The sequence below is a fragment of the Pseudoxanthomonas sacheonensis genome (genome assembly GCF_010093305.1).
Classification (GTDB): domain Bacteria; phylum Pseudomonadota; class Gammaproteobacteria; order Xanthomonadales; family Xanthomonadaceae; genus Pseudoxanthomonas_A; species Pseudoxanthomonas_A sacheonensis.
Genome location: NZ_PDWS01000006.1, coordinates 1 through 25,033 on the forward strand (window position 1 = coordinate 1; position 25,033 = coordinate 25,033).

Annotated in this window: 27 protein-coding genes; 16 read left to right on the forward strand and 11 right to left on the reverse strand. The window is 65.1% G+C overall.

Annotated features, from left to right (window positions below; translation table 11 throughout):
• The 5 genes from CSC73_RS06975 to CSC73_RS06995 form a co-directional block, all read left to right on the forward strand.
• Positions 1-392: energy transducer TonB (locus tag CSC73_RS06975; RefSeq protein WP_163839723.1), on the forward strand; the 392-nt coding region annotated here is incomplete at its 5' end.
• 103 nt (positions 393-495) lie between these two features.
• Positions 496-1,245, forward strand: coding sequence for a MotA/TolQ/ExbB proton channel family protein (locus CSC73_RS06980; RefSeq protein ID WP_163839724.1), 750 nt, complete (start codon positions 496-498; stop codon positions 1,243-1,245).
• 41 nt (positions 1,246-1,286) lie between these two features.
• Positions 1,287-1,715 carry an ExbD/TolR family protein gene (locus tag CSC73_RS06985; protein WP_163839725.1) on the forward strand — a complete coding sequence of 143 codons (429 nt, stop codon included), beginning with the start codon at positions 1,287-1,289 and terminating at the stop codon, positions 1,713-1,715.
• A 3-nt stretch (positions 1,716-1,718) separates the two neighbouring features.
• Complete coding sequence (locus tag CSC73_RS06990; RefSeq protein WP_093289455.1) at positions 1,719-2,138, forward strand: ExbD/TolR family protein; 420 nt, start codon at positions 1,719-1,721, stop codon at positions 2,136-2,138.
• Positions 2,139-2,291: 153 nt separating this feature from the next.
• Positions 2,292-2,690 (forward strand): ExbD/TolR family protein, encoded by a 399-nt coding sequence (locus CSC73_RS06995; protein WP_163839726.1) that lies wholly within the window; start codon positions 2,292-2,294, stop codon positions 2,688-2,690.
• Positions 2,691-2,726: 36 nt separating this feature from the next.
• On the opposite strand, the gene CSC73_RS07000 is transcribed toward CSC73_RS06995, so the two are convergent.
• The 3 genes from CSC73_RS07000 to cls form a co-directional block, all read right to left on the reverse strand.
• Positions 2,727-3,482: a pyridoxine 5'-phosphate synthase gene (locus CSC73_RS07000; RefSeq protein WP_163839727.1), complete on the reverse strand. Its 756-nt coding sequence runs from the start codon at positions 3,480-3,482 to the stop codon at positions 2,727-2,729.
• Positions 3,483-3,513: 31 nt separating this feature from the next.
• Positions 3,514-3,777: a hypothetical protein gene (locus tag CSC73_RS07005; protein ID WP_163839728.1), complete on the reverse strand. Its 264-nt coding sequence runs from the start codon at positions 3,775-3,777 to the stop codon at positions 3,514-3,516.
• A 78-nt stretch (positions 3,778-3,855) separates the two neighbouring features.
• Positions 3,856-5,310 (reverse strand): cardiolipin synthase, encoded by a 1,455-nt coding sequence (gene cls, locus CSC73_RS07010; protein ID WP_163839729.1) that lies wholly within the window; start codon positions 5,308-5,310, stop codon positions 3,856-3,858.
• A 151-nt stretch (positions 5,311-5,461) separates the two neighbouring features.
• On the opposite strand from cls, the gene CSC73_RS07015 reads away from it, so the two are divergent.
• Entirely contained in the window at positions 5,462-6,538 is a 1,077-nt protein-coding gene (locus CSC73_RS07015) for a PA0069 family radical SAM protein (RefSeq protein WP_163839730.1), read from the forward strand.
• A 174-nt stretch (positions 6,539-6,712) separates the two neighbouring features.
• Positions 6,713-7,231: a tetratricopeptide repeat protein gene (locus CSC73_RS07020; RefSeq protein ID WP_163839731.1), complete on the forward strand. Its 519-nt coding sequence runs from the start codon at positions 6,713-6,715 to the stop codon at positions 7,229-7,231.
• Positions 7,232-7,327: 96 nt separating this feature from the next.
• Here CSC73_RS07020 and CSC73_RS07025 read toward each other — a convergent pair whose 3' ends face one another.
• The 3 genes from CSC73_RS07025 to CSC73_RS07035 form a co-directional block, all read right to left on the reverse strand.
• Entirely contained in the window at positions 7,328-8,020 is a 693-nt protein-coding gene (locus CSC73_RS07025; protein WP_163839732.1) for a 2OG-Fe(II) oxygenase, read from the reverse strand.
• Positions 8,021-8,219: 199 nt separating this feature from the next.
• Positions 8,220-8,858: a response regulator transcription factor gene (locus CSC73_RS07030; protein ID WP_163839733.1), complete on the reverse strand. Its 639-nt coding sequence runs from the start codon at positions 8,856-8,858 to the stop codon at positions 8,220-8,222.
• 10 nt (positions 8,859-8,868) lie between these two features.
• Complete coding sequence (locus CSC73_RS07035; RefSeq protein ID WP_425502284.1) at positions 8,869-10,101, reverse strand: sensor histidine kinase; 1,233 nt, start codon at positions 10,099-10,101, stop codon at positions 8,869-8,871.
• A 23-nt stretch (positions 10,102-10,124) separates the two neighbouring features.
• Here CSC73_RS07035 and CSC73_RS07040 point away from each other — a divergent pair, with 23 nt between their 5' ends.
• The 7 genes from CSC73_RS07040 (at position 10,125) to CSC73_RS07070 (ending at position 15,254) form a co-directional block, all read left to right on the forward strand.
• Entirely contained in the window at positions 10,125-10,556 is a 432-nt protein-coding gene (locus CSC73_RS07040; protein WP_163839735.1) for a DUF2141 domain-containing protein, read from the forward strand.
• 37 nt (positions 10,557-10,593) lie between these two features.
• Positions 10,594-12,123 carry a carotenoid oxygenase family protein gene (locus CSC73_RS07045; RefSeq protein ID WP_163839736.1) on the forward strand — a complete coding sequence of 510 codons (1,530 nt, stop codon included), beginning with the start codon at positions 10,594-10,596 and terminating at the stop codon, positions 12,121-12,123.
• Between the two features lie 95 nt (positions 12,124-12,218).
• Positions 12,219-12,824 (forward strand): hypothetical protein, encoded by a 606-nt coding sequence (locus tag CSC73_RS07050; RefSeq protein ID WP_211840838.1) that lies wholly within the window; start codon positions 12,219-12,221, stop codon positions 12,822-12,824.
• Positions 12,825-12,847: 23 nt separating this feature from the next.
• On the forward strand, positions 12,848-13,201 hold the full coding sequence (locus CSC73_RS07055; protein WP_246197411.1) for an NIPSNAP family protein: 354 nt from the start codon (positions 12,848-12,850) through the stop codon (positions 13,199-13,201).
• A gap of 98 nt (positions 13,202-13,299) precedes the next feature.
• A complete protein-coding gene (locus tag CSC73_RS07060; RefSeq protein ID WP_163839738.1) occupies positions 13,300-14,025 on the forward strand; it encodes an NIPSNAP family protein in 726 nt (241 codons plus the stop codon).
• Complete coding sequence (locus CSC73_RS07065; protein WP_163839739.1) at positions 14,022-14,525, forward strand: hypothetical protein; 504 nt, start codon at positions 14,022-14,024, stop codon at positions 14,523-14,525. The genes CSC73_RS07060 and CSC73_RS07065 overlap by 4 nt, the downstream gene beginning before the upstream one ends.
• A gap of 39 nt (positions 14,526-14,564) precedes the next feature.
• Positions 14,565-15,254 (forward strand): helix-turn-helix transcriptional regulator, encoded by a 690-nt coding sequence (locus CSC73_RS07070; RefSeq protein ID WP_163839740.1) that lies wholly within the window; start codon positions 14,565-14,567, stop codon positions 15,252-15,254.
• A gap of 184 nt (positions 15,255-15,438) precedes the next feature.
• Here the strand turns inward: CSC73_RS07070 and CSC73_RS07075 are convergent, their stop codons facing one another.
• Both CSC73_RS07075 and phhA read right to left on the reverse strand, forming a co-directional pair.
• Entirely contained in the window at positions 15,439-17,565 is a 2,127-nt protein-coding gene (locus CSC73_RS07075; protein WP_163839741.1) for a TonB-dependent receptor family protein, read from the reverse strand.
• Between the two features lie 229 nt (positions 17,566-17,794).
• Positions 17,795-18,682, reverse strand: coding sequence for a phenylalanine 4-monooxygenase (gene phhA / locus CSC73_RS07080; RefSeq protein WP_163839742.1), 888 nt, complete (start codon positions 18,680-18,682; stop codon positions 17,795-17,797).
• 131 nt (positions 18,683-18,813) lie between these two features.
• Between phhA and CSC73_RS07085 the strand changes: the two genes are divergently transcribed.
• Positions 18,814-19,296, forward strand: coding sequence for an Lrp/AsnC family transcriptional regulator (locus CSC73_RS07085; RefSeq protein ID WP_163839743.1), 483 nt, complete (start codon positions 18,814-18,816; stop codon positions 19,294-19,296).
• A 215-nt stretch (positions 19,297-19,511) separates the two neighbouring features.
• Here CSC73_RS07085 and CSC73_RS07090 read toward each other — a convergent pair whose 3' ends face one another.
• Positions 19,512-19,955, reverse strand: coding sequence for a hypothetical protein (locus CSC73_RS07090; RefSeq protein ID WP_163839744.1), 444 nt, complete (start codon positions 19,953-19,955; stop codon positions 19,512-19,514).
• A 322-nt stretch (positions 19,956-20,277) separates the two neighbouring features.
• Between CSC73_RS07090 and CSC73_RS07095 the strand changes: the two genes are divergently transcribed.
• Entirely contained in the window at positions 20,278-22,569 is a 2,292-nt protein-coding gene (locus tag CSC73_RS07095; protein ID WP_163839745.1) for a TonB-dependent receptor, read from the forward strand.
• Positions 22,570-22,733: 164 nt separating this feature from the next.
• Here CSC73_RS07095 and CSC73_RS07100 read toward each other — a convergent pair whose 3' ends face one another.
• Both CSC73_RS07100 and CSC73_RS07105 read right to left on the reverse strand, forming a co-directional pair.
• Entirely contained in the window at positions 22,734-23,717 is a 984-nt protein-coding gene (locus tag CSC73_RS07100; RefSeq protein WP_163839746.1) for an NAD-dependent epimerase/dehydratase family protein, read from the reverse strand.
• Between the two features lie 80 nt (positions 23,718-23,797).
• Positions 23,798-24,934: a glycoside hydrolase family 18 protein gene (locus CSC73_RS07105; protein ID WP_163839747.1), complete on the reverse strand. Its 1,137-nt coding sequence runs from the start codon at positions 24,932-24,934 to the stop codon at positions 23,798-23,800.
• Between the last annotated feature and the right edge of the window lie 99 nt (positions 24,935-25,033).

Consider the following 25,033-nt stretch of genomic DNA (forward strand, 5'->3'; position numbering starts at 1 on the left):
CCACCACCCCGCTGCCGCCGCCGCCCGAAGCGCCGCCGATCGACGTGGCCGAGCCGCGTCCGACCGATACCTTCGTGCCGCCGGCTCCGCCCGCGCCGCCGGCTCCGGTGCAGAGCATCGGCGCCAGCGTGGACATCTCGTCCAAGAACATGAATCCGCCCAAGTACCCGCCCGCCGCCGCCCGCGCAGGCATTCAGGGTACGGTGATCCTGATCATCGACGTCGACGCCAGCGGCAACGTCACCAACGTGTCCGTCGAGAAATCCAGCCGTAACCGCGATCTGGACCGTGCCGCCATGGATGCTGCGCGCAAATGGCGCTTCAACCCCGGCAAACAGGGAAGCCAGAGCGTCGCTGGCCGCGTACGCGTGCCGGTTGACTTCAAGATGTAAAGCGCGGACAAGCTTCAACCCGCACTAGCCGCAAATCGAATACACACCGCTACAACCCTCAAACCCGCATCATTCTCATCATCACAAATAAAAGGTAAGCGTCATGCTGCAGGAAACCACCGCCGCTGCTGGAGGCAACAATGCCGCCCAAGCCCTGAACAACATGGGCTTTGAGCACCTTATTAGCGAAATGACCGGCACCCCCGGCTCGTACGTTGTTTCCTGGGTTGTGTTGATCACACTGTTGATCATGTCCGCCCTGGCCTGGTACTGGACCATCATCAACTTCATCAAGAGCATGCGCCTGAAGGGCCAGGCCGAGCGCGTCACCGGAACTTTCTGGGACACGGCCAACGCCCAGGACGCCATCCGCCTGATGGAAGAACAGCCGCGCAATGAGCCGTTCTCCAAGATCGCGCTGGACGCCGCCCAGGCCGCTGCCCACCACCAGCGCAGCGAAGGCTCCAAGCTGGCCGAATCGCTGAACCGTTCCGAGTTCGTCGACCGCGCCCTGCGCCAGGCCGTCACCCGCGAAAGCTCCAAGCTGCAGGCCGGCATGACCGTGCTGGCCACCGTCGGCGCCACCGCGCCGTTCGTGGGCCTGCTGGGTACGGTGTGGGGCATCTACGGCGCCCTGATCCGCATCGGCGCCACCGGCCAGGCTTCCATCGACGCAGTGGCCGGCCCGGTGGGCGAGGCGCTGATCATGACCGCGCTCGGCCTGTTCGTCGCGATCCCGGCGGTGTTGGCGTACAACTTCTTCAACCGCACCAACAGCGCCACCAACGCCAAGTTCGACACCTTCGCGCACGACCTGCACGACTTCTTCGCCACCGGCTCGCGCGTCCGCTAAGCCTGCGTCGAATTCGAACAGATCAATAACGGAGCCCGAGAATGGCCTTCAGTAGTGGTAACGATAGCGGCGGCCCCATGGCCGACATCAACGTCACGCCCCTCGTGGACGTGATGCTGGTGCTGCTGATCATCTTCATCATCACCGCGCCGCTGATGTCGCATAAGGTCCAGATCAAGCTTCCCGAAGCCAATCTGAACCAGAAGCCGGAAGATGCCACCAAGCGCATTGCGCCGATCAATCTGGCGGTCAAGGAAGACGGCACCCTGTACTGGAACGACGAGCGCATCACCAAGGAGATCCTGGAGTCGCGGCTGTCCAGCGCGGCCCAGCTGACCCCGCAGCCGCCGTTGAACCTGCGTGGCGACCGCACCACCAAGATGCGTACCATCAACGAGGTCACCAAGATCGCGCAGGAACAGGGCATGCTGGATATCGGCTTCGTCGCCACCAAAGACAGGGGACACTAAGCCATGGCATTCGCAACCGGTTCCGGCAAGGGCCAGCCGATGGCCGACATCAACGTCACGCCCCTGGTGGACGTGATGCTGGTGTTGCTGATCATCTTCATCGTGACCGCGCCGGTCATGACCTATCCGATCGACGTGGACCTGCCGCAGCGCGTGATCAACCCGCCGCCGCAGCTGCGCGAGCCGCCGCCGCCGATCGAGTTGAAGATCGACGCCTCCGGCCAGGTGACCTGGAACAACAATCCGGTCCAGGTCTCCGCGGTACAGGCCATGATGGAAAACGAAGTGCAGCGCGATCCGACCAACCAGCCGCTGCTGCAGATCGACGCCAACCCCGACGCGCAGTACGACGTCATGGCCAAGGTGCTGGCCGCGGCCAAGAACGCGCAGATGCAGAAGATCGGTTTCGTCCAGCAGGAGTGATGCCTGCGGACGGCGCCAGAAAGAAAGCTTCCACGCCGCCTACGGGCGGCGTGGTCGTTTACGGGTTCCGGATTTGATGGAAACAGGCCTGGCTTGCGGAGCGGGAAGGGCGGGAGTAGCGTGGGTCCATCCACCGACGCTCAGGAGTACGCCATGGCTTTCTCCGCTACCGAAAGGAATTCCGTCGTTGCCGAAATGAACATCACGCCGCTGGTGGACGTGATGCTGGTGCTGCTGGTGATCTTCATGGTGTCGGCGCCGCTACTGACCAAAACGGTCGATGCCAGCCTGCCCCAGATAACGTCGGACGATCCGGAAACGATCAAGCCACTGCAATTGCAGCTGGACATTGGCGACGACGGCTCCTATCGGCTGGATGGACGCTTGTTGTCACAGTCCGAACTGGGCGCTCGCCTGGGCGAGGCCGCGATCTCGGACCCGCGCGCTGTGCTGCGCGTGCATGGCTCGTCCGCAGCCGATTACCAGCAGGTCGTTAACGCGCTGGCCGAGGCGCGCAGGCAAGGTATCGCCAATTTGAGCGTGCAGCACTGAGTCTAAGTCGTAACGAGCGGCGGCACGCTGCCGCCGTCACTGCGAGTCGGAAAGGATCTGCAGATAGTTGTGCACGGTGCGCTGCAGGCCCACGTACAGCGCCTCGCTGATCAGCGCGTGGCCGATGGAAACTTCCAGCACCTGCGGCATGGCCTCCAGGAATTCGGGCAGATTGGCCTGGCTGAGGTCGTGGCCCGCGTTCACGCCCAGGCCCAGCGCCTGCGCCTGCCGCGCCGTATCGATGCAGGCGGCGAGGGCGGCGCCCGCATCGCCCGCAGCCTGTGCGTGGGCGAAGGGACCGGTATAGATTTCGATGCGGTCGGCACCGATTTCCCTGGCCAGGTCCAGCCCGGCGCCGCCGGCGTCGACGAACAGACTGACCCGGCAGCCCAGCGATTTCAGTTCCGCGATCAGCGGACGAAGGCGTTCGGCGTCGCGGGAAAAATCGAAGCCATGGTCGGAAGTGAGCTGCCCATCGCCATCGGGCACCAGGGTGGCCTGGGCCGGGCGCACCCGTTCGCATAGCGCCAGGAAACCGGGGTAACCCTCGCGCGGCGGAGCGAAAGGATTGCCTTCCAGATTGAATTCGACCTCGTGCTCCAGGGTCAGCGCGGCCAGGGCCAGCACATCGTCGGTGCGGATGTGGCGCTGGTCCGGGCGCGGATGCACGGTGATGCCGTGGGCGCCCGATTGCAGGCAGGTGCGTGCGGCGCGGACCACGTCGGGTTCGCCGCCGCCGCGCGAATTGCGCAGCACCGCGATCTTGTTGACGTTGACGCTCAGCGCAGTCATCGCGCGCCTACCCGCATAGGGAGATCCAGGTTCAAGAATTGACCGGCGGCTCGGGCGGCTGCAGTCCGGCCTTGCGCGCTTCGGCGATCTCGCGCAGGCGGCGCAGCTCCGCCGGATCGATCATGTGGCTTTCGTCGCGACTGGTGCTGCCCACGCGCACCGCGTACCAGCCCATGATCCAGGCGACGAACAAACCCAGCGAAGCCAGCAGACAGACCAGCATCAACACCACCGACGAGGTCTTCAACGCGATCCCCATCGCCCCCAGGGCCAGCAGCAGGAATAGCCAGTGCATGCGGTACGTCCCCTCCAGACAGTGGACGAAGTTTACTATTTCCGCCGTGGCGAAACGCCAACCCGTTCACAGCAACAGTCACAGCAAAGGCGACATCAGCCGGGCCAGCGCCTCGGGCAGGCGGTTGCGCCAGAGCGAGCGGTTGCGCAGGTCGTGCACGGGCTCGGAAGCAGCGATTTCCCCCTCTACGAGCTGGGCCAGGGTCGCAGCGATCGTGCGGTCGCGGAACAGCAGGGAGATCTCGAAATTGAGGCGGAAACTGCGATGGTCGAAGTTGGCGCTGCCGATGATGGCCAGGTCGTCGTCGCAGAGCAGGGCCTTGGTGTGGAGCAGGCGCGGTCCGAACTCGTAGACCCTCACCCCGGCCGCCAGCAGTTCGTCGAAATAGGAGCGCGCAGCAAAGGTCACCAGACGCGAATCGCTCAGCTTGGGCACTACCAGCCGCACGTCCAGGCCGCCCAGCGCGGCCGAAGTCAGCGCCATGCGCGCGGCTTCGCCGGGCACGAAATACGGGGTCACCAGCCAGACCCGGCTGCGCGCTTCATGGATGGCGACGACATGGGCGCGGTGGATCGCCTCCCATGAGGAGTCCGGCCCGGAGACCAGGGTCTGCGCCGCGATGCTGCCCTGGATCCCGGGCTCGGTCGCCTGCCACAAGGCGGTGCCTTCGAAATCCTTGCGCTTCTGCCCGGTGGCGTATGCCCAGTCTTCCACGAACACCAGTTGCACGCTGCGCACCACCTCGCCCTCCAGGCGCAGATGCAGGTCGCGGTAGGCGGTGTCGCCCAGGCGTTCGTCTTCTTCGTCGGTGATGTTGATGCCGCCGGTGAAAGCCACCTTGCCGTCCACCACCACGATCTTGCGGTGGGTACGCAAATTGACCCAGCTGCGGGTGAACGGGCGGAAGCGGGTAGGGTGGAACCAGGCGAATTCCCCGCCGGCCTCCAGCAATGGCTGCAGGAAGCGCCGGCCGATCTTCGACGAACCTACCGCATCCAGCAGCAGGCGCACCTTGACGCCTGCACGGGCGCGTTCGACCAGCGCATCGCGCACGCGCGTGCCGATCGCATCGGGCATGTAGATGTAGTACTCCAGATGGACGTGGTTGCGCGCTGCGGCAATGGCGTCTATCAGCGCGTCGTAGGTGGCGCCGCCATCCACCAGCAGCAGCACGGAGGTCGCGCTGGAAGGCGGCAGGCCGGTCGTGGCTTGGCCCATCAAAGCCAGTTCCGAACAGTTGCCCTCGACCGGGCAGGAAGCTTCGTGCGATTCCATGCCCTTGCGCGAATGGTATCGGCGCAGACGCTGGCGATGGATCTTCTGCGGGCCGAGCAGGAAATAGATCAGGTAGCCCAGATAGGGCAGCAGCGCCAGCGACAGCACCCAGGTAAGAGTCGCCACCGGCTCGCGCTTCTGCAGCACTATCCAGCCGCATAGCAATACGATGTACAGCAGCCAGGCCAGGGTCAGGTACAACTTGAGGTGTGGGATGGCCCAAAGCGCGTGCCACAGATTCTGGAAGGTTTCTAGCATGTACGGATACTAGGGCCTGTCGCGGATTCAACCAAACGTAGGTCGGGGCTACGCCCCCGACGCACGGGAACCCGGACTCCGCGCATGTCGGGGGCGTAGCCCCGACCTACGTGTCGCCTGCCTTGAGACAGCGCGGCGCTAGGATTGGCGCATGGGCGAGTTGATCAAAGGCCGCGGCTCAACCGGCTACTTGCCGGGCCGCTTCGAAGTGACGGTCAGCCAGAGCGTCGACGACGGTTGGCATGCGCAGCAGGAAGAGGAATTCGCCTCGGTCCTGCCGCGCACCCAGGTGCGCGTGGAAACCGCGCGCACCATCATCACCCGCAACAAATCGCCGGACATCTTCTTCTCGCAGTCGGTCAATCCTTATCGCGGCTGCGAGCATGGTTGTTCGTATTGTTTCGCGCGTCCTTCGCATGCCTACCTGGGTCTGTCGCCAGGCCTGGATTTCGAAACCAGGATCTTCGCCAAGACCAACGCGCCGGAGCTGCTGCGCCGCGAACTGGCCAAGCCCGGCTACCAGGTCAGCCCGATCGCGCTGGGCATCAACACCGACGCCTATCAGCCGATAGAACGCAAGCTGCAGTTGACCCGCAGCATCATCGAAGTCTTCGCCGAAACGAAGCATCCGTTCTCGCTGATCACCAAGAACGCATTGGTCACGCGAGACATCGATTTGCTGGCGCCGTTGGCGCGCGAAAACCTGGTCAGCGTGCATTTCTCGGTCACCTCGCTGGACAACCGCCTTTCCGCGGCGCTCGAACCGCGCGCGTCGGCGCCGCACTCGCGCTTGCGCGCCATCCGCGCGATGCGCGAAGCCGGCGTGCCGGTCGGCGTCATGGTGGCGCCGGTAATCCCGTGGGTGAACGACAGCGAGCTGGAAGCGGTGCTCGAGGCAGTACGCGAAGCCGGGGCTGGATCGGCGGGCTACGTGCTGCTGCGGTTGCCGCACGAAGTGGCGCCGTTGTTCCGCGACTGGCTGCAGACGCACGTACCCGACCGCGCCGCCCACGTCATGAGCACCATCCAGCAATTGCGCGGCGGCAAGGACTACGACTCGGCCTTCGGCAAACGCATGCGCGGCGAAGGCGTATATGCCGATCTGCTGGAACGCCGCTTCGCGCTGGCGCTGAAGCGCTGCGGGTTTCCGGCGCGGCAACCGCGCGGGCTCGATTGCACCCGCTTCATCGCGCCGCGCGCACCGTCGCCGCAAGGCGAGTTGTTCTGACGACTACGCGATGGAAAATCGCCGGCGACCCGAAACACGTTAAGCTTTGACAATGGCGCGTTATTGAGTTGTAAATCTCGAAGCGACGTCATTGCCTGGGGAAGCAGGAAGAATCCGAAACGGGTCAATCAGGGCCGGCACGTGGTTGCCTGGCCTCTCATCAAGGGGATACCAATGAAATTCAGTTCCATGCCGGTTGCCGCGGCGCTGTTCGTTCTGATCGCTCCGGCCGCGGTTGCCGCGCAGGAAATCGCGCCGTCGCAGTACCACGGCAAGGACAAGCAGGAGGCCGCCCGCGCTCTGCTGGAAGTGGCCAAAGTGCAGGCCGGGAAGGGCAGCTGGGAGCGCATCGCGATCGGCCGCATCTACTACCTGGGGGGATTCAAGGCCGAGGGCCAGGCGATCTTCGACGATGTGCTTGCCAACGATCCGGAAGGCACCGATCTGTTCCGCATCGCGCGGATCTACCGGCAGGCCGGCGAATGGGAGCGGGCCAAGCCGCTGTTCGAACGCGCATTGCAGGAGAAACCGAAGGACGTCCAGGGCATAGCCGAGCTGGGCGCCTACTACATGCTGCTTGGCGACCGCGCCACCGCCGAACAGCTGTTCGACCGTTCCTTCCAGCGCGAAGACGAGCTGTGGTCGACGGTCGCTGCGGCCGGCAGCTACCTGGACGTACCGCCGCAGGAATAACTCGCCGCCAGACGAGCGCGGGTGTTCCATTTAGAGCCGAGCTTGCTCGGCTCTTGCCGTCATCCCAGCTTTCGCTGGGATGACGGCAACAGAAGATCAGCTTGCTGCGTAAAGCTTCTCCGCCGGCTGGAACAGGATCCAACTGGTGGCGATGAACTTGTCGCCATTCTGCGGGCGGTTGCCGCGGTGGGTATGGGTGAAGGCGGTGGGTGCGATCAGCAGGCTGCCGGTGCGCGGTTCGACCTTGCGTTGCTGGAACAGGAATTCGGTTTCGCCTTCGTCGAAGCCGTCGTTGAGATACAACGTCCATAGCAGGTGCCGGTGCAGGGTTTCGACGCTGGCGTCGCGCGGGTACAGCTCGCAATGCCAATACGGGTATCCGCCTTCGCCCGCCGAATACCATTGCAGGTTGATCGCGCCTGGACGCAGGCAGGTGCGCGCCAGTTCGGCCACCGCCTTGTCGTCCATCGTGGCGAAATCCTCGGCCTGCAGGCGCCGCGTCCCACCGTTGGCGTCGGGCTGCTGCAGCATCAGCGGCGAGATCAGCACCTGCGGATACTTGCGCAGATAGCCCAGCAGTCCGGCGAAGACGGCCTGCTGCAGGCGCGCATCCACGTTGGCCCAGTCCGCATTGCCGCTGATGCGAAGATCGCGACTGTGCTTGAGTTCCGGATATACGCCGCCGCCTACGCGACCGGGTTGCAGACGGTCGCTGCCGCGCATCCGCGCGACGATGGCCTCGCAGGTGGCGCGGTCCAGGGCGTCGTCGATGACTTCAATGAAATCCATGCAGGCAGATACTCTGAGCAGACCTGCGCAACTTTATCGCGGAATCGTCCTCGCTGGCTGAGATCGGTCTCGACGCCGAGACCCCGTAGCAGCGAGGCGCGAGCAGTGTCGTGGGAGCGGCGTCCCCGCCGCGAGCTCTGGCCAGAAAACCGAACACAAGCAACAGCTCGCGGCGGGACGCCGCTCCCACGACGCTGCGTCAGATGATTCTCAGGGTGATCGCCTTCAGCACCGCGCGGGTGCGGTCGCGGGTGCCGAGTTTGTCCAGGATGGTGGAGACGTAGTTCTTCACCGTGCCTTCGGCCAGGAACAGGCTGCGCGCGATCTCCTTGTTGGAATAACCTCCGGCCAGCAGCCGCAGGATCGCCACTTCGCGGGTGCCGAAGGTTTCGGTAGGCTCGGATTCGTCGCGGAAGCGGAAACGTGCGCGCACCGGGTCGGTGCTCACCGGCTGCAGCAAGGTCTCGCCGGCGGCCACCCGGACGATGGCCTCGCGCAGGTCTTCCGGCGCGGCGTCCTTCAGCAGGAAACCCTGCGCCCCCGCATCGGCCGCGCGCAGCAGCAGGTCGCTGTCGTCGAAGGTGGTCAGCAGCAGCATGGGCGTGGCGTCGCCGCGTTCGCGCAACCGCAGCAGCGCCTGGATGCCGTCGGTGCCCGGCATGCGGATATCGCTGAGCACCACGTCCACGGACTGCTGCTCCAGCTTCTGCAGCAGGTCGTCGCCGTCCTCGGCTTCCAGTGTCACCTCGATATTCTGTTGCAGCAGCAGCGCGCGCAGGCCGGCGCGGACCAGCGCCTGGTCGTCGGCCAATGCCACGCGGATCGTCTTCGTACTCATGCGGGCGTGCTCATACGGGAAGTCTCGCTTCGATGCGCAATCCGCCGTGCGGCGCGACGCTTGCCCGGAAATCGCCCCGCGATGCTTCCACGCGTTCGCGCATCCCGGCCATGCCGTTGCCTTCCCGGAGGGCGCCTTTCACTACGCCATCATCCTCGATCCGCAGCATCACTCCATCGCCTTGGCGCGAGATTTCCACGGACACGCGGCTTGCGCCCGCATGGCGCGCCGCATTGGTCAGCGATTCCTGCACCAGGCGCAAAAGGGTCTCGGCCTGGGCGGGATCGGTCACCTGCACGTCGCCGTCGATACGCAGGTCCATGCGCAGTTTGGGCAACGGCGCGGCCAGCGCGCGCAATGCGGTTTCCAGGTCCAGGCCGCGGCTGTCGCGCAAGGCCTGCACCACGTTGCGGATGTCGGTCAGCAGTTCGCTGGACAGCTGTTGCGCAAGGTGGATCTCCTGGCGCTGGGAGAACGCCGGATCCGACGCCAGCGCACGCAGGTTGAGGTGTATCGCGGTCAGCTTGTGTCCGGCCACATCGTGCAGTTCGCGCGCCATGCGCAGGCGCTCGGCATCGCGCGCGCTGTCGGCCAGCAACGCGCGGGTGGCCAGCAGGTCGGCGTTGACCAGCGCAAGCCGGTCGCGCGTGCGCTCGGCATTGCTCGCGTAATGGCCCACCAGCAAAGCGAACGCCTGGAAGCCGGCATAGATCAGCACCATCAGGGACGGCGAGGAAAAGCCGGCGTCGCGCAGCAGCAGATAGAACAGCACGTCGACCACCAGCATCGCCAGCAGCGTCGCGCGCAGCGACCACACCAGGCTCAGCTGCGCCGCCAGCACCACCAGCAACACCGGCGTGGTGCCCGTGCGCGGGGCCAGCCAGACCAGCGTCAGCGAGCAGGCGGCGATGAGCACCAGCAGCGCGTTCACCTGCCAAGGCCTGAGCTGCGGCAGGTCGCAGAGCAGGCTGAGCATCAGGAAGGCCGCCATCAGGCTCCAGCACAAGACCAGGCTTTGCGGTTCCGCATCGCGCAGGGAAAGGCCGACCGCCAGCCAGGTCAGCAGCAGGGCGAGGTTAAGGGGTCGCAGCAGGTGGCGTAGCAGTGCGCGCATGCCGGCATGCTGCGGGGTGGCCACGGCGTTGGCAATGCATCCGGCGCAGAAAGTGACTTCCGGCACTGCGCAGTGGTGACTGCCGGCAGCTGATCGGTGCTGGTCCGCTGCGCACACTGGCCCCGTCATCCACCACAGCACAGGACTTCGCCATGAATCGCGCCGCCGCCTTCCGTATCGCCCCGTTCGCATTGATCGCCGCGCTGTCGAGCGCCAGCGCATTCGCCGGGGACCTCACCGTAAAACTACATGGCATCCGTGCACAGACCGGCCTGGTCAAGGTGGCCGTGGTCGATTCGCAGGAAGCATGGGACGGCAAGGCCGCCCCGGTGCAGGCCGACGGCGCTCCCGCGCAGGGCGAGGAGGCCAGCTTTACTTTCAAGGATCTCAAGCCGGGCAGCTACGCGGTGATGATCACCCACGACGAAAACGGCAACGGCAAGATGGACACCAACCTCGTGGGCATGCCGCTGGAAGGCTACGGTTTCAGCAACAACCCGCAGGTGATGCGCAAGCCGACCTGGGACGAAGCCCGCTTCCAGGTCACCGCTACCGGCGCGGCCATCGACGTCGACCTGCGCTGAAGCGCATCCACGCCAAGCGCACATCAGGAGCATCGCCATGAGCACACTCGGCAACAGCCGCCGTCGTTTTCTGCGCAACCTGCTTTCCGGCGCCACGGTCATAGCGCTGGCTCCGACGCTGTTGCACGGCCAGGACGCGTCGGCCGGCGATGCCGCCGAGTTCGCGCGCGGTCTGCGCGAGCATCCGTGGATGGCGGGCTGGAAAAGCGCGACCGCCGAGTCGCTGGGCCCGACCACCGTGCAGATCGAAGGGCGACTGCCCGAAGGTTTCGCAGGTACGCTCTACCGCAACGGACCGGCCTGGACCGAACGTGCCGGCTTCCGCTACGAACACTGGTTCGATGGCGACGGCATGGTGCACGGCTGGCGTTTCGACCGCGGCCAGCTGACCCATCGCGGACGCATGGTCGCCACGCCCAAGTTCACCCGCGAACAGAAAGCCGGACGCTTCCTGTATCCGGCTGCCGGCACGCGCATCCCCGATTCGCAGCCGGTACGCAACAACGACGACGCCAATGCCGCCAACACTTCGGTGATGACGCTCAACGGCCGCTTGTTCGCGTTGTGCGAAGCGGGTTCGGCCTTCGAGCTGGATCCCGACCAGCTGACCACGCTGGGGCCGGTGACCTGGCGTCCGGACTTGGCCAGCATTCCGTTCTCCGCGCATCCGTTGATAGACCGCGATGGCTCGGCCTGGAATTTCGGCGCGGTCAGCCTGATGGGCGGTTCGGGCCTGGTGATCTGGCACGTGGGCGCGGATGGCAAGCTGGTTTCGGCCGACATGCTGGATACGCCGATACGCGGCTATCTGCACAGCTTCGCCATGACCGACAAACATCTGGTGTTCGCCCTGATTCCGTTCCGCTATCTGGAAGGCGAAGGCGCGTTCTTCGAACGCCTGCGCTTCCAGCCCGAGCAGTCGCTGCGCGTGGCGGTGGTGCCGAAGGATGCGCCGACGCAGGCGCGGTGGTTCGAGGCCGAGTTCGCCGCCATCTATCATTTCGGCGATGCCTACGAGCGCAACGGCGAGATCGTGATGCGCGCCGTGCAGCATATCGATATCGAAGAGGCGCGCTCGCCGATGCAGGCCGCGATGAAAGGACATGCGGAAGTGGAGGGCGGCAAGGGCAAGCTGCGCGAGCTGCACCTGGGCCTGCGCGACGGCAAGGCACGTTGGCAGGACACGGGGGTGGGAGGAATCGAGTTCCCGCTGTTCGATCCGCGCACGCGCGGCGACCGCGCGGCGCGTCTGTACGCGCCGACCAACGAAGGCGCCCACACCGCGCCTTATTTCAACGCGGTCGCTTCCTACGATGTCGAACGCGGCCGCCGGCGCGTGCACAACTACGGCGAGTCGGTGCTGGCGGAGGAGCATGTGTTCGTGCCACGCCCCGGCAGCGCGCGTGCCGGCGACGGCTGGCTGGTGGGCACGCTGCTGGACAGCGCGCGCGGCCGCAGCGGCATCGCGGTGCTGGATGCGCAGCGCGTGGAAGACGGACCGCTGGCGCAGGCATGGCTGCCTTACACCGTGCCATTGGGTTTCCACGGCCATTTCGCTTCGCGCTAACGGTCGAAGGGGTCCGTCGGTGCCCCGGACTGCTGACAACACGTTGTCAGCAGCGGGCACACAGACTTGTCATACCTCAGTCATGACGACATCCCATGGATCCGCAACGCCGATTGATCGCCGCCGCCTGTCTCGGCGGCACCGCCGCCACACTGCTGGCCGATGCCCTTGCCCAGACGCATGGCGTCGCCTCCGCAAGTAGCGCGGCGATGGCAAGCTCGTCGCCCGGACCGGCCGGCGACGGCCGCCACGATTTCGATTTCTTCCACGGTCGCTGGCATCTGCACAACCGGCGCCTGAAAACCTGGCTCGCTGATTCCGACGAGTGGGTCGAATTCGAGGGCCGCCTGCATTGCCAGTCCCTGCTCGGCGGCATCGGCAATATCGATGAAGTCCTCGCCGACTTCGGCGAAGGCATCCATGGACTCAGCCTGCGCTTGTACGACCCGGAAGCGCGGCGATGGAGCGATTACTGGGCCACCAAACGCGGCGGCGTGCTTGGACCGCCGGTGATCGGCGCATTCTCCGGTGGCGTTGGCACGTTCTTCGGCGAGGATCGATTCGAAGGCCGCCCGGTGCGGGTCCGCGCGTTGTGGACGCAACCCGGCACGGACGAAGTGCACTGGGAACAGGCCTTCTCTACAGATCACGGCAAGTCCTGGGAAACCAACTGGACCATGCGCATGATCCGGCAGGCCTGATCCACGACATGCAGGAAGTCCACATGAGCAGATTCGTAGAAATACGTTCCTATGCGCTCAAGCCAGGCACGCGCGAGGAGTTCGACCGCATCGCCTCGCAACAGGCCATTCCGATGCTGCGACGCTGGGAAGTCGATGTGGTGGCGCACGGACCGTCGCCGCACGACGACGATTCCTATTATCTGATCCGCGCCTACGCCAGCCTCGCCGACCGCCAGCAGAGCCAGGATACCTTCTACGGCAGCCATGAATGGAAGGACGGCCCGCGCGCAGCGATCCTGGCGTTGATCGAGAACTTCACTTCCATCGTGCTCGAACTGGAGCCGACGACGGTCGAGGCATTGCGGATCGCGCCATCGCATGGAGCGTCGGCATGAAGACGACAGGATTGCAGCTGGCATTGTTGCTGGGCGCTTGCCTGAGTTCTGTCGCCGCCGCGCACGCGAACGATACCGATGAAACAGGAGCCCGAGCCATGCAAACGACCACCACCTGCTGCGAAGTGCTCGAGCTGCGCCAATACACGCTCAAGCCCGGACAGCGCGAGGTCCTGATCGGTTTGTTCGACGACAAGTTCGTCGCCGGCCAGGAAGACGCCGGCATGACCATCGTCGGCCAGTTCCGCGATCTGGACGCGCCGGACCGCTTCGTCTGGTTGCGCGGCTTCGCCGGCATGCCGCAACGCAAGCGGGCGCTGGAAACCTTCTACGGCGGGCCGGTGTGGCAGGGCAACCGCACCACGGCCAACGGCACCATGATCGATTCGGACAACGTGCTGCTGCTGCGGCCGGCTACGGCGACCTCCGGATTCGCTTTGCAGGGACTGGCGCGCGACCGGCGTCCGGCGGGCCTGGTGGTGGCGTACCTGCACTATCTGCAGCGGCCTGTGAGTGCGTCCACGGTGGGGGACATGGAGTGGCGTCTGCGTTCGGCCTTGCAGTCTTCCGGCGCGCAACTGCAGGCGGTGCTGGTCAGCGAGCATAGCGAAAACACATTCCTCGCCTTGCCGGTGCGGCTGGGCGAGGAAGTGCTGGTGTGGGTAGCGGGTTTCGCCGACCAGGCCGCCTACGATGCGCAGTGCGTCGCGCTCGAAGAAATCGCGGCCGTTCTCCAGCCTTTGCAATCCGCGCCGGCCGAACGCCTGCATCTGTCGCCCACTGCCGGATCCCTGTTGCGCGGTACGCAGGAGACGCAGCCATGACATCGCCCTCCCCGATCGTGTCGCCTTCGGAGAACGACGGACGCCACGACTTCGATTTCTACTACGGCCACTGGAAGGTACGTAACGAACGCCTGAAACAACGTCTGGCCGGCAGCGACGAATGGGAAACCTTCGAGGCCACACAAAGCTGCCGGCCGCTGCTCGACGGCATCGGTAACCTGGACGACTTCGCCACCGGATGGAACGGCGGATTCCGCGGCATGACCTTGCGGCTGTTCGACCTGCAGGCCAGGCAATGGCGCATCTACTGGGCCAGCAATCGCAGCGGCGTGCTGGAACCCCCGGTGATGGGCCGATTCGAAGCGGGCATCGGCACCTTTTACGGACGCGATATCCACGAAGACATACCGGTGCTGGCGCGCTTCCTCTGGTCGGACGTCACCGCCGATTCGGCGCACTGGCAGCAGGCGTTTTCCACCGACGAAGGCGCAAGCTGGGAAACCAACTGGCACATGTGGATGACGCGGATCGCCGGATGAGCCTTTGATCCGGGCGCCGCGGCACGCCATGATGGCCGCATGCGCCGCGCCGACCGCCTGTTCCTGATCATCCACGCCCTGCGCGGTCGCCGTTCGGCGATGACCGCGCAGCAACTGGCCGGAACCCTGCATGTCTCCCTGCGCACCATCTACCGCGACGTCGCCGATCTGCAGCTGTCAGGGGTGCCGATCGAAGGCGAGGCCGGCATCGGCTACGTGCTGCGCAAGGGTTCGGACATCCCGCCGCTGATGTTCAACGCCGACGAACTGGAAGCGCTGGTGGTGGGCACGCGTTTCGTGCGCGCTTTCGGCGGCGAACGCCTGGGGGTGAGCGCAAGCGCGGCATTGCTGAAGATAGAAGCGGTACTGCCGCCGGAACTGCGCGAGCGCTCGCGCCGCACCCGCATCTACGCGCCTGAGCTGGACAACCGCATCGAGGCCAGCGGCATGATCGATCGCCTGCATGCGGCGGTGGAAGCGCGCCAGGTGTTGCGTCTGCAATACCGCGACCCGTCCGGCAGCGAAACCGCCCGCGAAGTGGAACCGCTATGCCTGACCTTCTGGGGCGGCAGCTGGACGCTGGGCGCGTGGTGCCGGCTGCGCGAGGATTTCCGCAATTTCAGGCCGGACAGAATTGTCGGTGTCGAGACGACAGGGGGAGTGTTCTTCGAGATCACCGGCCGCGATTTGAGTGCCTATCTGCAGGCTGTCGGAAGGAATGAAGCCTGAGCCCAGCAACGCCATCAAAAAAAAGCGCCTCCCCCTTTGGAAAAGGGGGATTGAGGGGGATTTGCTTTTGCTTCTGATCGGTATAAATCAAGATCAAGAGCAAATCCCCCCGCCCGGCTTCGCCGGACGACCCCCTTTTGCAAAGGGGGTAAAGCAGTCGGCGCGTGCGAAGGGGGTAAAGCAGTCAGCGCGACCACTGCCACTGCGCGCCGACCAGGAACGTGCGGCCGGGTCCGGGTTCGTAGAAGCGGCCATTGCCTTCGTTGACGATCACCGAACCGATGTAACCATGGTCTAGCGCGTTGTCGATCCGCGCGAAGGCGCGCAGGCTGCCGGAGGGGAGCTTCCATTCGCGCGCCGCTTCCAGATGCAGCAGGAAGTAGCCGGGCGCAGATTCGCTGGCCACATCGTTGACCACGACGTCGCCAACACCTTCGCCTTCGGCGGCCGCGCTCCACACGCTTCCGCGCCATTGCAGACGGCCGAACAATTGCTGGCGCGCGACGCCTGGAATGCGCGACCCCGCCGCCACCGGCGTCGAAGGAACGGTGCAACCGGCGCCGGTGCAAACCAGATAGGCGCTGCGGAAAGTCGCGTCCAGCCAGGTATAGGCCAGCTGCAGGCGCCATTGGTCCGAGAGCGCCGTCTCGAACGAAGTCTCCAACCCCTGCCGCCGCGCGCGCGCCACGTTGCGGAAACTGCTGCGACCGCCGACGTTGCGCACCACCGCCAGCTCGTCGTCGGTGTCGGCGCGGAACAGCGCGGCTTCCAGGCGCGTGTCTCCTTCGCCGCGCCATTTCATTCCCAACTCCACATTGCGGCTGATCGCCGGCTGCAGATCGAAAGCCAGACCTGCGCCGCCATCGGCGCGGTAGCCCAACTCGTTGAAGGTCGGCGTTTCGAAACCCCGGCCGGCGGAAACATAAAAGCGCAGATCTTCACCCGGTTCGAACATCAGCCCGGCGACCGGCGTCGTCTCGCGAAAGCGCACTTCTCCGCTGTCGTCGGGATTGCCGGCGGCGACATAGCGGTCGCGGGCGGTGAACTCCACTTCGCTATGGCGCGCGCCGGCCAGCAGCGACCAGCGCGGCGCGAACCGCCACCATGCCTGCGCGAACCGGTCCACGTTGCGCACCCGGTTGCTTTCGTTGCGCCGCAGCGCGCCCCTGACGCCCAGCGTGGTTCCGATGAAGTTCTCGTAGCCGCGCCGTTGCTGATCCTGCTGGTCGAAATCGGCGCCGGCGGTGAGCTCGAACGGTTTCGAGGCCAACTCACCCTGCCAGCTCCAGCGCAGATCGGCGCCGCCATAGTCGCTGGCCAGGTCGATCACGCCGCCGGCGTTGAGCGGATTGGCTTGCGCCGCGACCGGCAAGGCCAGGAACTGCTCCACTACGCGTCGCCCCGCATAAGCCATCACACGCCAGGTCTGCGCATTGCCGACTTGCTGTTCGTAAGTCAGTCCGCCCTGGCTCTGGCGCACCGACTTGCGCGTGTCGAACTGCGTGGCGACCGCAGCGGCCTGGCGCGGATCGGCCTGGTACTGCGCGCGGGTCAGCCCCAGCGGGTCGTCGGCGTCGGGCAGATCGACATGGTTCAACACCAGGGTCAGCTTGCGCGAGGGATCGATGCGGAAATCGAAGCGCGCATTGAGCGAATCGCGCCGCGCCGCGCTGTGATCGCGATAGCCCTGGGTGTCGAAGCGCGAAGCGGCGAGGTTGTAGCCCAGATCGCCGTGGGCGCCCCGCAATTGTGCGCCCAGCGTGTACGCATCATCGCCGCCGGCCGTGGCGCGGACCCGCCACGGGTCGCCTTCCTTTCCTTCGGCGCTCCACAACTGCACCACGCCGCCGGAAGAGTTTCCGTACAGCGCGGAAAAAGGGCCGCGCATGATCTCGATGCGTTCGCCGCCCAGTACGTTGAAATGCGAAAGTTGCCCTTGACCATCCGGCATCGATGCGGGAATGCCGTCGGAAAACAGGCGCACGCCGCGCACGCCGAAGGTCGAGCGCGCGCCGAACCCGCGGATCGAAAGCTGGGTATCCTGCGCATAATTCTGCCGGTCGCGTGCCAACAGTCCGGGGACGCTGCCCAGCGCATCGGAAACATCGACCGCATCGCCGTTGCCGTCGTCGCCAAGGGATACGGTATGGACCGAAGCCGGCGTGTCGAAATCGCCGACGCCGATCAGGCGCGTGGCTTGCACGCGGATGCGGTCGAGAGTGACGGGGTCGTCGCCGGGGGATTGTGCGTATGCGCCCGTACTGAACGAAAGAAAGCCGAGCAGGGCGAGTGCGGAGTATCCGTAAGTCATGCGCCATGATCGCGCATCTCATCCTCAAGGGTCGTCATCCCGGCGAAAGCCGGGATTCAAGTCCCACACCGACGGAAAGTTGGGTCCCGGCTTTCGCCGGGATGACGGCTCCTTATTTTCGTGGCGATCAATCCTGGCGATCCCTTTGTAGAGCCGAGCTTGCTCGGCTTCTTTTGATCGTTCACCTGCCCGCGAAGAGCAGCCGAGCAAGCTCGGCTCTACAAAACGGCTATACGTCCGCGTCCATGGCCCAGCCTTCGCCGGTGCCGCGCGTGTAAACCCTGTCGGTATCCAGCACCTTGCCGGCCGGAAACGCTTCGCTCCGGGCCAGCCGCGCATAGATCGGTGTGAAGTCCGGCTCCGTGGCGGCGATCAGCTGCTCGAAGCTGTCGATGACGAAGTAGGTCTTCTGGAAGGTGTCGATGCGGTAGCGCGTGCGCATCACCCGCTGCAGATCGAAACCGATGCGGTTGGGCGCGTCCGATTCCAGCGAATACAGCGACTCGCCCTTCGACGAGACGATGCCGCTGCCGTAGATGCGCAGGCCCTGCGGCGTGTCGATCAGGCCGAACTCCACCGTGTACCAGTACAGGCGCGTCAGGTTGACCAGCGCCTCCGGGCCGATGCCGTGCGCCTTCACGCCGCCGCGGCCGTAGGCCTGCATGTAGTCGGCGAACAGCGGATTCATCAGCAACGGCACATGGCCGAACAGGTCGTGGAAGAGATCCGGTTCGGCGATGTAGTCGATCTGGTCCGGACGGCGTATCCACCAGGTCACCGGGAAGCGACGGTTGGCCAGGTGGTCGAAGAAATCCAGTTCCGGCAGCAGGCCTTCCACGCCGATCAGGGTCCAGCCGGTGGCCGCGCCCAGCACTTCGTTCAATTGGTCGAAGCGCGGGATCGCGTGCGGGGTCATGCCCATGTCGTCCTGGGCGTGCAGGAATTCCTCGCAGGCCCGGCCCACCAGCAGCTCGCGCTGGCGCTGGTACAGAGCGCCCCAGGTGGCGTGGTCCTCGGCCCGGTAGTCCTCCCACGGCTGTTCCACCACGGCGGTCGTATAGACCGGCACGTAGCCTTTGTCGGTCTGCTGGTGCTCGACGCGGCGTGGCTCGTTCATGGGCGGGTCTCCGGGAAGATGGAAGTGGCACTTGATGTTAGCGCCGCAAGCGCGCAACAGGGTTGCAAAGTTGCGTGAGCCGATGGATTTGGCGCAATATTCGTGCGCAAATATCTTATATCGAGCATGAAATGGCCGAATCCGTCTCCTTGGACCGCACCGACCTGCGCCTGCTCGCGCTGCTGCAGCAGAACGGGCGCGCCACCAATGCCGACATCGCCGCGCAGGTGAACCTGTCCCCGTCCGCCTGCCTGAGGAGGATCCAGCGGCTGGAATCCACGGGCGTGATCCGCGGTTACGCGGCCCTGGTCGATCCCAAGCGGGTAGGCCTGGGCCTGCAGGCCTTCGTGCGCGTGCAATTGGAAAAGCACGGGCAGCTGGGGCTGGACCGGTTCATCGACGGCGTGAACGACTGGGACGAAGTGGTGGCCTGCCACGCGCTCACCGGCGACATGGATTACCTGCTGCAGGTAGTGGTGCAGGACCTGGAGCATTTCTCCCGCTTCCTGCTGGACAAACTGATCAACGCCACCGGCGTGGCTGACGTGAACTCCAGTTTCGTCCTGCGCACGGTCAAGCAGACGCGGGCGTTGCCGCTGGGGCATTTGCAATAACGTACTGCGTAGCTTGTGCTTTTGCCGTTGCTTCGCCCCCTTTGGAAAAGGGGGCTACGGGGGATTTGCTTTTGATTTTATGCTTGGCCTTTAGCGAACAAAGACAACAGCAAGAGCAAGAGCAAATCCCCCTCAATCCCCCTTTTGACCAGCCATTCGGCTGTTGAAAAGCGCTGCAAAGGGGGAGGTCGTGGCGCTGCATTGGGAAAGACTTGCTACGGCAGGCTGATGCTTTTGATGCACTCGGCGACCGTGGTTTGCAGGGCCGGGTCGGTCACCGACTGCAATGCGGCGACCGCTTTTGCTTCATAGGCTTCGGCCACACCCGGCGCCGGTTCGATGAAAGGCGAAGTGCACAGATTGCCGACGGTATAGCCATGGTCTACCAGCGCCAGCACGCGCTCGGGCGCGTTCGGCAGTGCCTGGGCCAATGCGTAGCTCAAGGTCTCGCCGGTGCCGGCATCGGAACCGGCGCGCAGACGCAGGGCGATGGTCAGCCAGACCGGATCGGCGGTGGCGATGGCCTCGCCGACCTTGCCGAAACGCAGCTCGTCCCGATCCAGCGCGGCGATGACCGCCTTGGCCCCCTTGGCGTCGATTTCGCTGTTGATCTGCTTGGCCAATTCCGGCTCTACCGGGGCCGTTTGCAGGGCGGGCACGGGAGACACGGGCGGAGCTGCGGGGGCTGCGGAAACCGCCGGGGCGGGCGCTGCGGCCGGTCCCGGTGGGGCAGCGACAGGCGAGCAAGCCGACGACAACAGCCCGCCACAGGCCAACAGAACCACCAATCCGGATCGCTTCACGCCATTCTCCACGGGTAGGGAAGAGGGCAGGATCGCAAAATCCGGGAAGTCCCGTTCGTGATCCGATTGGCTGAACGGGACTTCCGGCCATTGCCCCGATTGTTGCTGTCCTGCAACATGCGCGTGCTAGGTGCCAAACCCCGCCTTAGCCTCCTTCCACCACCCTCCGGAAGCCAACATGCCCGTCAGCCGCTCCTCGTCCGTGCGTCCGCACCGACTCGCCCTCGCCATTGCCGCCCTGTTGCCGTTCGGCACAGTCCTCGCCCAGGAAGCCGCGCCCGCCGCGTCGACGCAAAGCGAAGCCACCACGCTGGATGCGGTGCAAGTCACCGCGCAGCGCCGCGTCGAAAACATCCAGGACGTGCCCGTTTCCATCAGTACCGTAAGCAGCGAAAAGCTCGACGTGCTGGCCTCCGGCGGCAACGACGTGCGCTTCCTGTCCGCGCGCGTACCCAGCCTCAACATCGAATCCTCCTACGGCCGCGCTTTCCCGCGCTTCTACATCCGCGGCCTGGGTAATACCGACTTCGACCTCAACGCTTCCCAGCCCGTGTCGTTGATCTACGACGACGTCGTGCAGGAAAGCCCGCTGCTGAAAGGCTTCCCGGTGTTCGACCTGGAGCGCATCGAAGTGCTGCGCGGTCCGCAAGGCACGCTGTTCGGCCGCAACACGCCGGCCGGCGTGGTCAAGTTCGAATCGGCCAAGCCGACCCAGGAATTCGGCGGCTACGGCAAGGTGTCCTACGGCACCGATGACATGTGGAACGTGGAAGGCGCCGTCGGCGGCGGCCTGACCGATCGCTGGTCGGCGCGCGCTTCGGTGCTGTTCCAGCGCCGCGAAGATTCGGTGACCAACACCTACATCCCCGGTCCCGACCGCGGCGCCGAAGGCTACGACGAATCGGCCGCGCGCGTGCAGTTCCTGTACGAGGGCGACACCTTCGAAGGTCTGTTCAACCTGCACAAGCGCCACCTCAACGGCACCGCGCGTTTGTTCCGCGCCAACATCATCGAGCCGGGCACCAACAATCTGGTCGACGGTTTCGACCGCGACGAAGTGTCCACCGACGGCATCAACTTCTCCGAACTCGACACCTGGGGCGGCAGTGCGCGCCTGCGCTGGGAGCTGGGCAGCGTGAACCTGTACTCCATCACCGGTTACGAAACCGCCGAATCGCTCAACCGCGGGGATATCGACGGCGGCTTCGGCGCGGCGTTCCTGGGCCCGGGCAATTCCGGCCCGGGTTTCATCCCGTTCGCTTCCGAATCGGCCGACGGCTTGCCCGATCACCGCCAGATCACCCAGGAATTCCGCGTCGAATCCAACGAGTGGGGCCGCTTCGACTGGCAGGCCGGCGTGTTCTGGTACGACGAAGACATCACCATCGACAGCTTCAACTACGACTCGCTGACCGCCGGCAATCCGCAGGCCGGCCATGCGATCCAGGAACAGCGCAACAAGGCCTGGGCGGTATTCGCCAGCGGCGACTTCGAAGTCACCGACGCCTTCACTCTGCGCGGCGGCCTGCGCTACACCAAGGACCAGAAGGACTTCAGCGCTTCGGTGCTGGAAGGCGCGCCGTTCGGCGCACCGGTCGGCGGCCCGTACTTCGTCAACACCGACGTCGACGACGTCAGCTGGGATCTGAGCGGCGTCTACGCGCTCAATGAAGACGTCAATCTGTACGCACGCGTGGCCAAAGGCTTCCGCGCACCGTCGATCCAGGGCCGGTTGCTGTTCGCCAGCGCGCTGGCGCCCAATGGCGGTGTATCCACCGCCGATTCGGAAGAAGTGATTTCCTATGAGGCCGGCATCAAGGCCGACCTGTGGGACAAGCGCGCGCGCTTGGGCTTCAACGTGTTCCGCTACGACGTCAGCGACCAGCAGATCATCGCCGTCGGCGGCGGTTCCAACACCGCCACGCTGCTCAACGCGGACAAGACCATCGGCCAGGGCTTCGAGCTGGACCTGGAAGCGTATCTGACCGACAACCTGCTGGTGACGCTGGGCAGCAGCTACAACGACACCGAGATCGACGACCCCACTCTGGCCGTGCCCGGTTGCGGCGGCGGCTGCACCGTGACCGATCCGGAAACCGCGCCGGGTTCGGGCCTGTACCTGATCGACGGCAACTCGCTGCCGCAGGCGCCCAAGTGGGTGCACAACGTGACCGCGCGCTGGGCCATGCCGGTGGGCGAAGGCGGCGAGTTCTACGTATTCACCGACTGGGCCTACCGCAGCGAGGTGAACTTCTTCCTCTACGATTCGATCGAGTTCACCGGCAAGTCCTCGCTCGAAGGCGGCCTGCGCGTCGGCTACAACTGGAACCAGGGCGATTACGGCGTAGCGGTGTTCGGCCGCAACATCACCGACCAGACCCGCATCGTCGGCGGCATCGACTTCAACAATCTCACCGGCTTCCTCAACGAGCCGCGCACGGTGGGCGTGGAGTTCAGCGCAAGGTTCTGATGCAACGGCGGCTCTCCTTTCCCCGGAAGGGAGAGCCGTTGGCGCTCTGTAGGAGCGACGCAAGTCGCGAAGCTCGGTAGCCTGCCGGATTGCGGAATAGAAGGCAGTTCGTTTGCCGATGGCTTCGCGACTTGCGTCGCTCCTACAAGTACAAGGACGAGTGCTTAATTCACCGGATAGGGTCCGTCTTCGAAGGTTTGCGCGTGGTAGCCCTTCGCGCCGACTTCGACGGCCAGCGGGCTGCGTGGATCTTCGCCGGCGCGCAGACGTTCCAGGACGTGGGCGAAACCATAGACCGGCTCCCATCCCAACGCTTGCCGTGCGGCGGCGTTGACGTAGACGCGTTCGATGCCCGCGAACATGCGCCAGCCCAGCCGCGCGTAGTCCGCTTCATAGCCGGGAAAGTGCCGCGCCACCACGGCCGGCGCATCGTCGTGCAGCTGTTGCAGGTCCTCGCGGGTGAACGGCGTGGTGGCGCTGACGATGAAGCGGCCGAAGCCGATATCGCCCGCACGCTCCAGCGCCAGCAGGTGCGCATCCACCACGTCCTGCAGATCCGCGCGGCGGTACAGGAATTCGTTGGCCTTGATGTTGGCGTCGGCGAAACTCTCGCGCACCTGCCTGCGGTCGTCGGCCTCGGGAAAGAAGCGCGCGGCGCGCAGCACCACGCACGGCAGCTTTTCATTGCGATGGAACAGCTGGCACAGATTCTCGGCCGCGACCTTGGTCACGCCGTAGATGTTCTTCGGCACCGGCACCACCTCTTCGGTGATCCAGGCCGCAGGCGCGCCCGGCGGCGGCACCAGCGCGTAGCCGTAGAGGCTGGTGGTGCTGGTGAACACGAAAGCGCCGACGCCGTTGCGCTTGGCCGCTTCCAGCAGATTGAGCGTGCCGGTGATGTTGGTGTCCACGAAGTCCTGCCGCGTGTGCGTGGCCACGTGCGGTTTATGCAACGTGGCCGAGTGCAGCACGGCGTCGGTGCCGCGCATGCAGCGGTCGACGAAGGCGCGGTCGGCGATGGAGCCGACCAGATCGGTGTGCGATGAAGGCGAGATATCGACGCCCGTGACTTCGCGGCCTTGCGCGCGCAGCGTGCGTACCAGCCCTTCGCCCAAGTGTCCCGCACTGCCGGTGACCAGTATCCGCATGTCGCGTGCCGCCGTTCGAAAACGGCGATTATAGTGGTGGCTCCGATCCGTGCACCGCGCCCATGCGCACCTAAGGATCATTACCGCGTTTTGTGCAGGGCCGCGTGGACTACGTCCAGCAACTGCTCGTCCGGATCGGTGCGCTGCTCCCAGTACATCACGCCGCCCAGGCCGCGTTCGCGCACGAAATCCGCCTTGGCCCGCAGCGCCTGCGGGTCTTCGTAGCTGATCAGGCGCCTATCTTTTTCGTTCCACAGCCAGGCCGCTTGCGCCTGTTCGTCCCAGAGGCGGACGAAACCGCCCTTGTCCAGGTGATCGCGGGCGATTTCCTGCCAGGTGACGAAGCCGCCTTCGCTGGCGAAGGGCTGGTGCAATCCCTGTTGCGCGTCGGCCACCTTGCCGAACACGCGCCCATAGAACGCCAGGCCGACGTTGAGCTTGCGCGGCGGGGTGCCGGCGTTCAGGAACTCGTCCACCGCCTGTTCGGTAGTACGGCTGCCCGGCGCCGCCGTGCGCGAACGATACAACGATGCATGATGGCCGGTAGTCGGCGTGAGGCTGCCGTAGAAGTCGTAGGTCATCAGATTGATCCAATCCAATACCTCGGAGATGCGGGCGATCTCCAATCCACGCGCGGCTTCGCCGTCGGCCGCGGCGATGGTCAGCAGATAGCGGCGGCCGCTTTGGCTTGTACCCAGCGCGTCGAGCTTGGCGCGTATTGTCTGCAGCAGCAGGGTGAAGTTCTGCTTGTCCTCCGGACGATGGCTGATGCCGGGCCCCGGATGGGCGGGGTACTCCCAATCGATGTCCAACCCATCCAGATCGTGCTTGCGCACCAGCGCCAGCGCGGTGTCGGCGAAACGCGCGCGCGAGGCGTCGGTGAGCGCGGCTTCGGAAAAATTCCCGGCGCCCCAGCCGCCGATCGACAGCAACACCTTCAGGTCCGGATTGACCTTGCGCAAAGCCACCAAACCCGTCAGCGAACGAGCAGCGGTCTCCTGCGGCAGGAAAACCTCATGCGCCGGGTTGACCTGCGCGAATGCGAAGTTGATGACGTCTAGCTTGTCCGCGCTGATCTTCGGCAATGCGGGGCCATCGGCGACATAGCCGATGATGCGGTAGTCGCGCACCGTGTCTTTCGCATACGCGGGACCATGGACGAACGCCGCAGCCAAAGCCAGGCTTGTCGCCAAGCGGATGATGCATCTGTGCAACACTTCCATTCTCGTATGCCTGCGCGGATCGCAAAGAACAAACTATAACGGCGCGGTGTCCGGCATGGAGCAAAGACATCGCATGGCCGTCCGGCAAGCGCG

Bases quoted from the DNA above. Each gene is read 5' to 3' on its own strand.
- CSC73_RS06980 (WP_163839724.1), top strand. From the start codon at position 496: ATGCTGCAGGAAACCACCGCCGCTGCTGGAGGCAACAATGCCGCCCAA.
- CSC73_RS06985 (WP_163839725.1), top strand. From the start codon at position 1,287: ATGGCCTTCAGTAGTGGTAACGATAGCGGCGGCCCCATGGCCGACATC.
- CSC73_RS06990 (WP_093289455.1), top strand. From the start codon at position 1,719: ATGGCATTCGCAACCGGTTCCGGCAAGGGCCAGCCGATGGCCGACATC.
- CSC73_RS06995 (WP_163839726.1), top strand. From the start codon at position 2,292: ATGGCTTTCTCCGCTACCGAAAGGAATTCCGTCGTTGCCGAAATGAAC.
- CSC73_RS07000 (WP_163839727.1), bottom strand. From the start codon at position 3,482: ATGACTGCGCTGAGCGTCAACGTCAACAAGATCGCGGTGCTGCGCAAT.
- CSC73_RS07005 (WP_163839728.1), bottom strand. From the start codon at position 3,777: ATGCACTGGCTATTCCTGCTGCTGGCCCTGGGGGCGATGGGGATCGCG.
- cls (WP_163839729.1), bottom strand. From the start codon at position 5,310: ATGCTAGAAACCTTCCAGAATCTGTGGCACGCGCTTTGGGCCATCCCA.
- CSC73_RS07015 (WP_163839730.1), top strand. From the start codon at position 5,462: ATGGGCGAGTTGATCAAAGGCCGCGGCTCAACCGGCTACTTGCCGGGC.
- CSC73_RS07020 (WP_163839731.1), top strand. From the start codon at position 6,713: ATGAAATTCAGTTCCATGCCGGTTGCCGCGGCGCTGTTCGTTCTGATC.
- CSC73_RS07025 (WP_163839732.1), bottom strand. From the start codon at position 8,020: ATGGATTTCATTGAAGTCATCGACGACGCCCTGGACCGCGCCACCTGC.
- CSC73_RS07030 (WP_163839733.1), bottom strand. From the start codon at position 8,858: ATGAGTACGAAGACGATCCGCGTGGCATTGGCCGACGACCAGGCGCTG.
- CSC73_RS07035 (WP_425502284.1), bottom strand. From the start codon at position 10,101: ATGACGGGGCCAGTGTGCGCAGCGGACCAGCACCGATCAGCTGCCGGC.
- CSC73_RS07040 (WP_163839735.1), top strand. From the start codon at position 10,125: ATGAATCGCGCCGCCGCCTTCCGTATCGCCCCGTTCGCATTGATCGCC.
- CSC73_RS07045 (WP_163839736.1), top strand. From the start codon at position 10,594: ATGAGCACACTCGGCAACAGCCGCCGTCGTTTTCTGCGCAACCTGCTT.
- CSC73_RS07050 (WP_211840838.1), top strand. From the start codon at position 12,219: ATGGATCCGCAACGCCGATTGATCGCCGCCGCCTGTCTCGGCGGCACC.
- CSC73_RS07055 (WP_246197411.1), top strand. From the start codon at position 12,848: ATGAGCAGATTCGTAGAAATACGTTCCTATGCGCTCAAGCCAGGCACG.
- CSC73_RS07060 (WP_163839738.1), top strand. From the start codon at position 13,300: ATGCAAACGACCACCACCTGCTGCGAAGTGCTCGAGCTGCGCCAATAC.
- CSC73_RS07065 (WP_163839739.1), top strand. From the start codon at position 14,022: ATGACATCGCCCTCCCCGATCGTGTCGCCTTCGGAGAACGACGGACGC.
- CSC73_RS07070 (WP_163839740.1), top strand. From the start codon at position 14,565: ATGCGCCGCGCCGACCGCCTGTTCCTGATCATCCACGCCCTGCGCGGT.
- CSC73_RS07075 (WP_163839741.1), bottom strand. From the start codon at position 17,565: ATGACTTACGGATACTCCGCACTCGCCCTGCTCGGCTTTCTTTCGTTC.
- phhA (WP_163839742.1), bottom strand. From the start codon at position 18,682: ATGAACGAGCCACGCCGCGTCGAGCACCAGCAGACCGACAAAGGCTAC.
- CSC73_RS07085 (WP_163839743.1), top strand. From the start codon at position 18,814: ATGGCCGAATCCGTCTCCTTGGACCGCACCGACCTGCGCCTGCTCGCG.
- CSC73_RS07095 (WP_163839745.1), top strand. From the start codon at position 20,278: ATGCCCGTCAGCCGCTCCTCGTCCGTGCGTCCGCACCGACTCGCCCTC.
- CSC73_RS07100 (WP_163839746.1), bottom strand. From the start codon at position 23,717: ATGCGGATACTGGTCACCGGCAGTGCGGGACACTTGGGCGAAGGGCTG.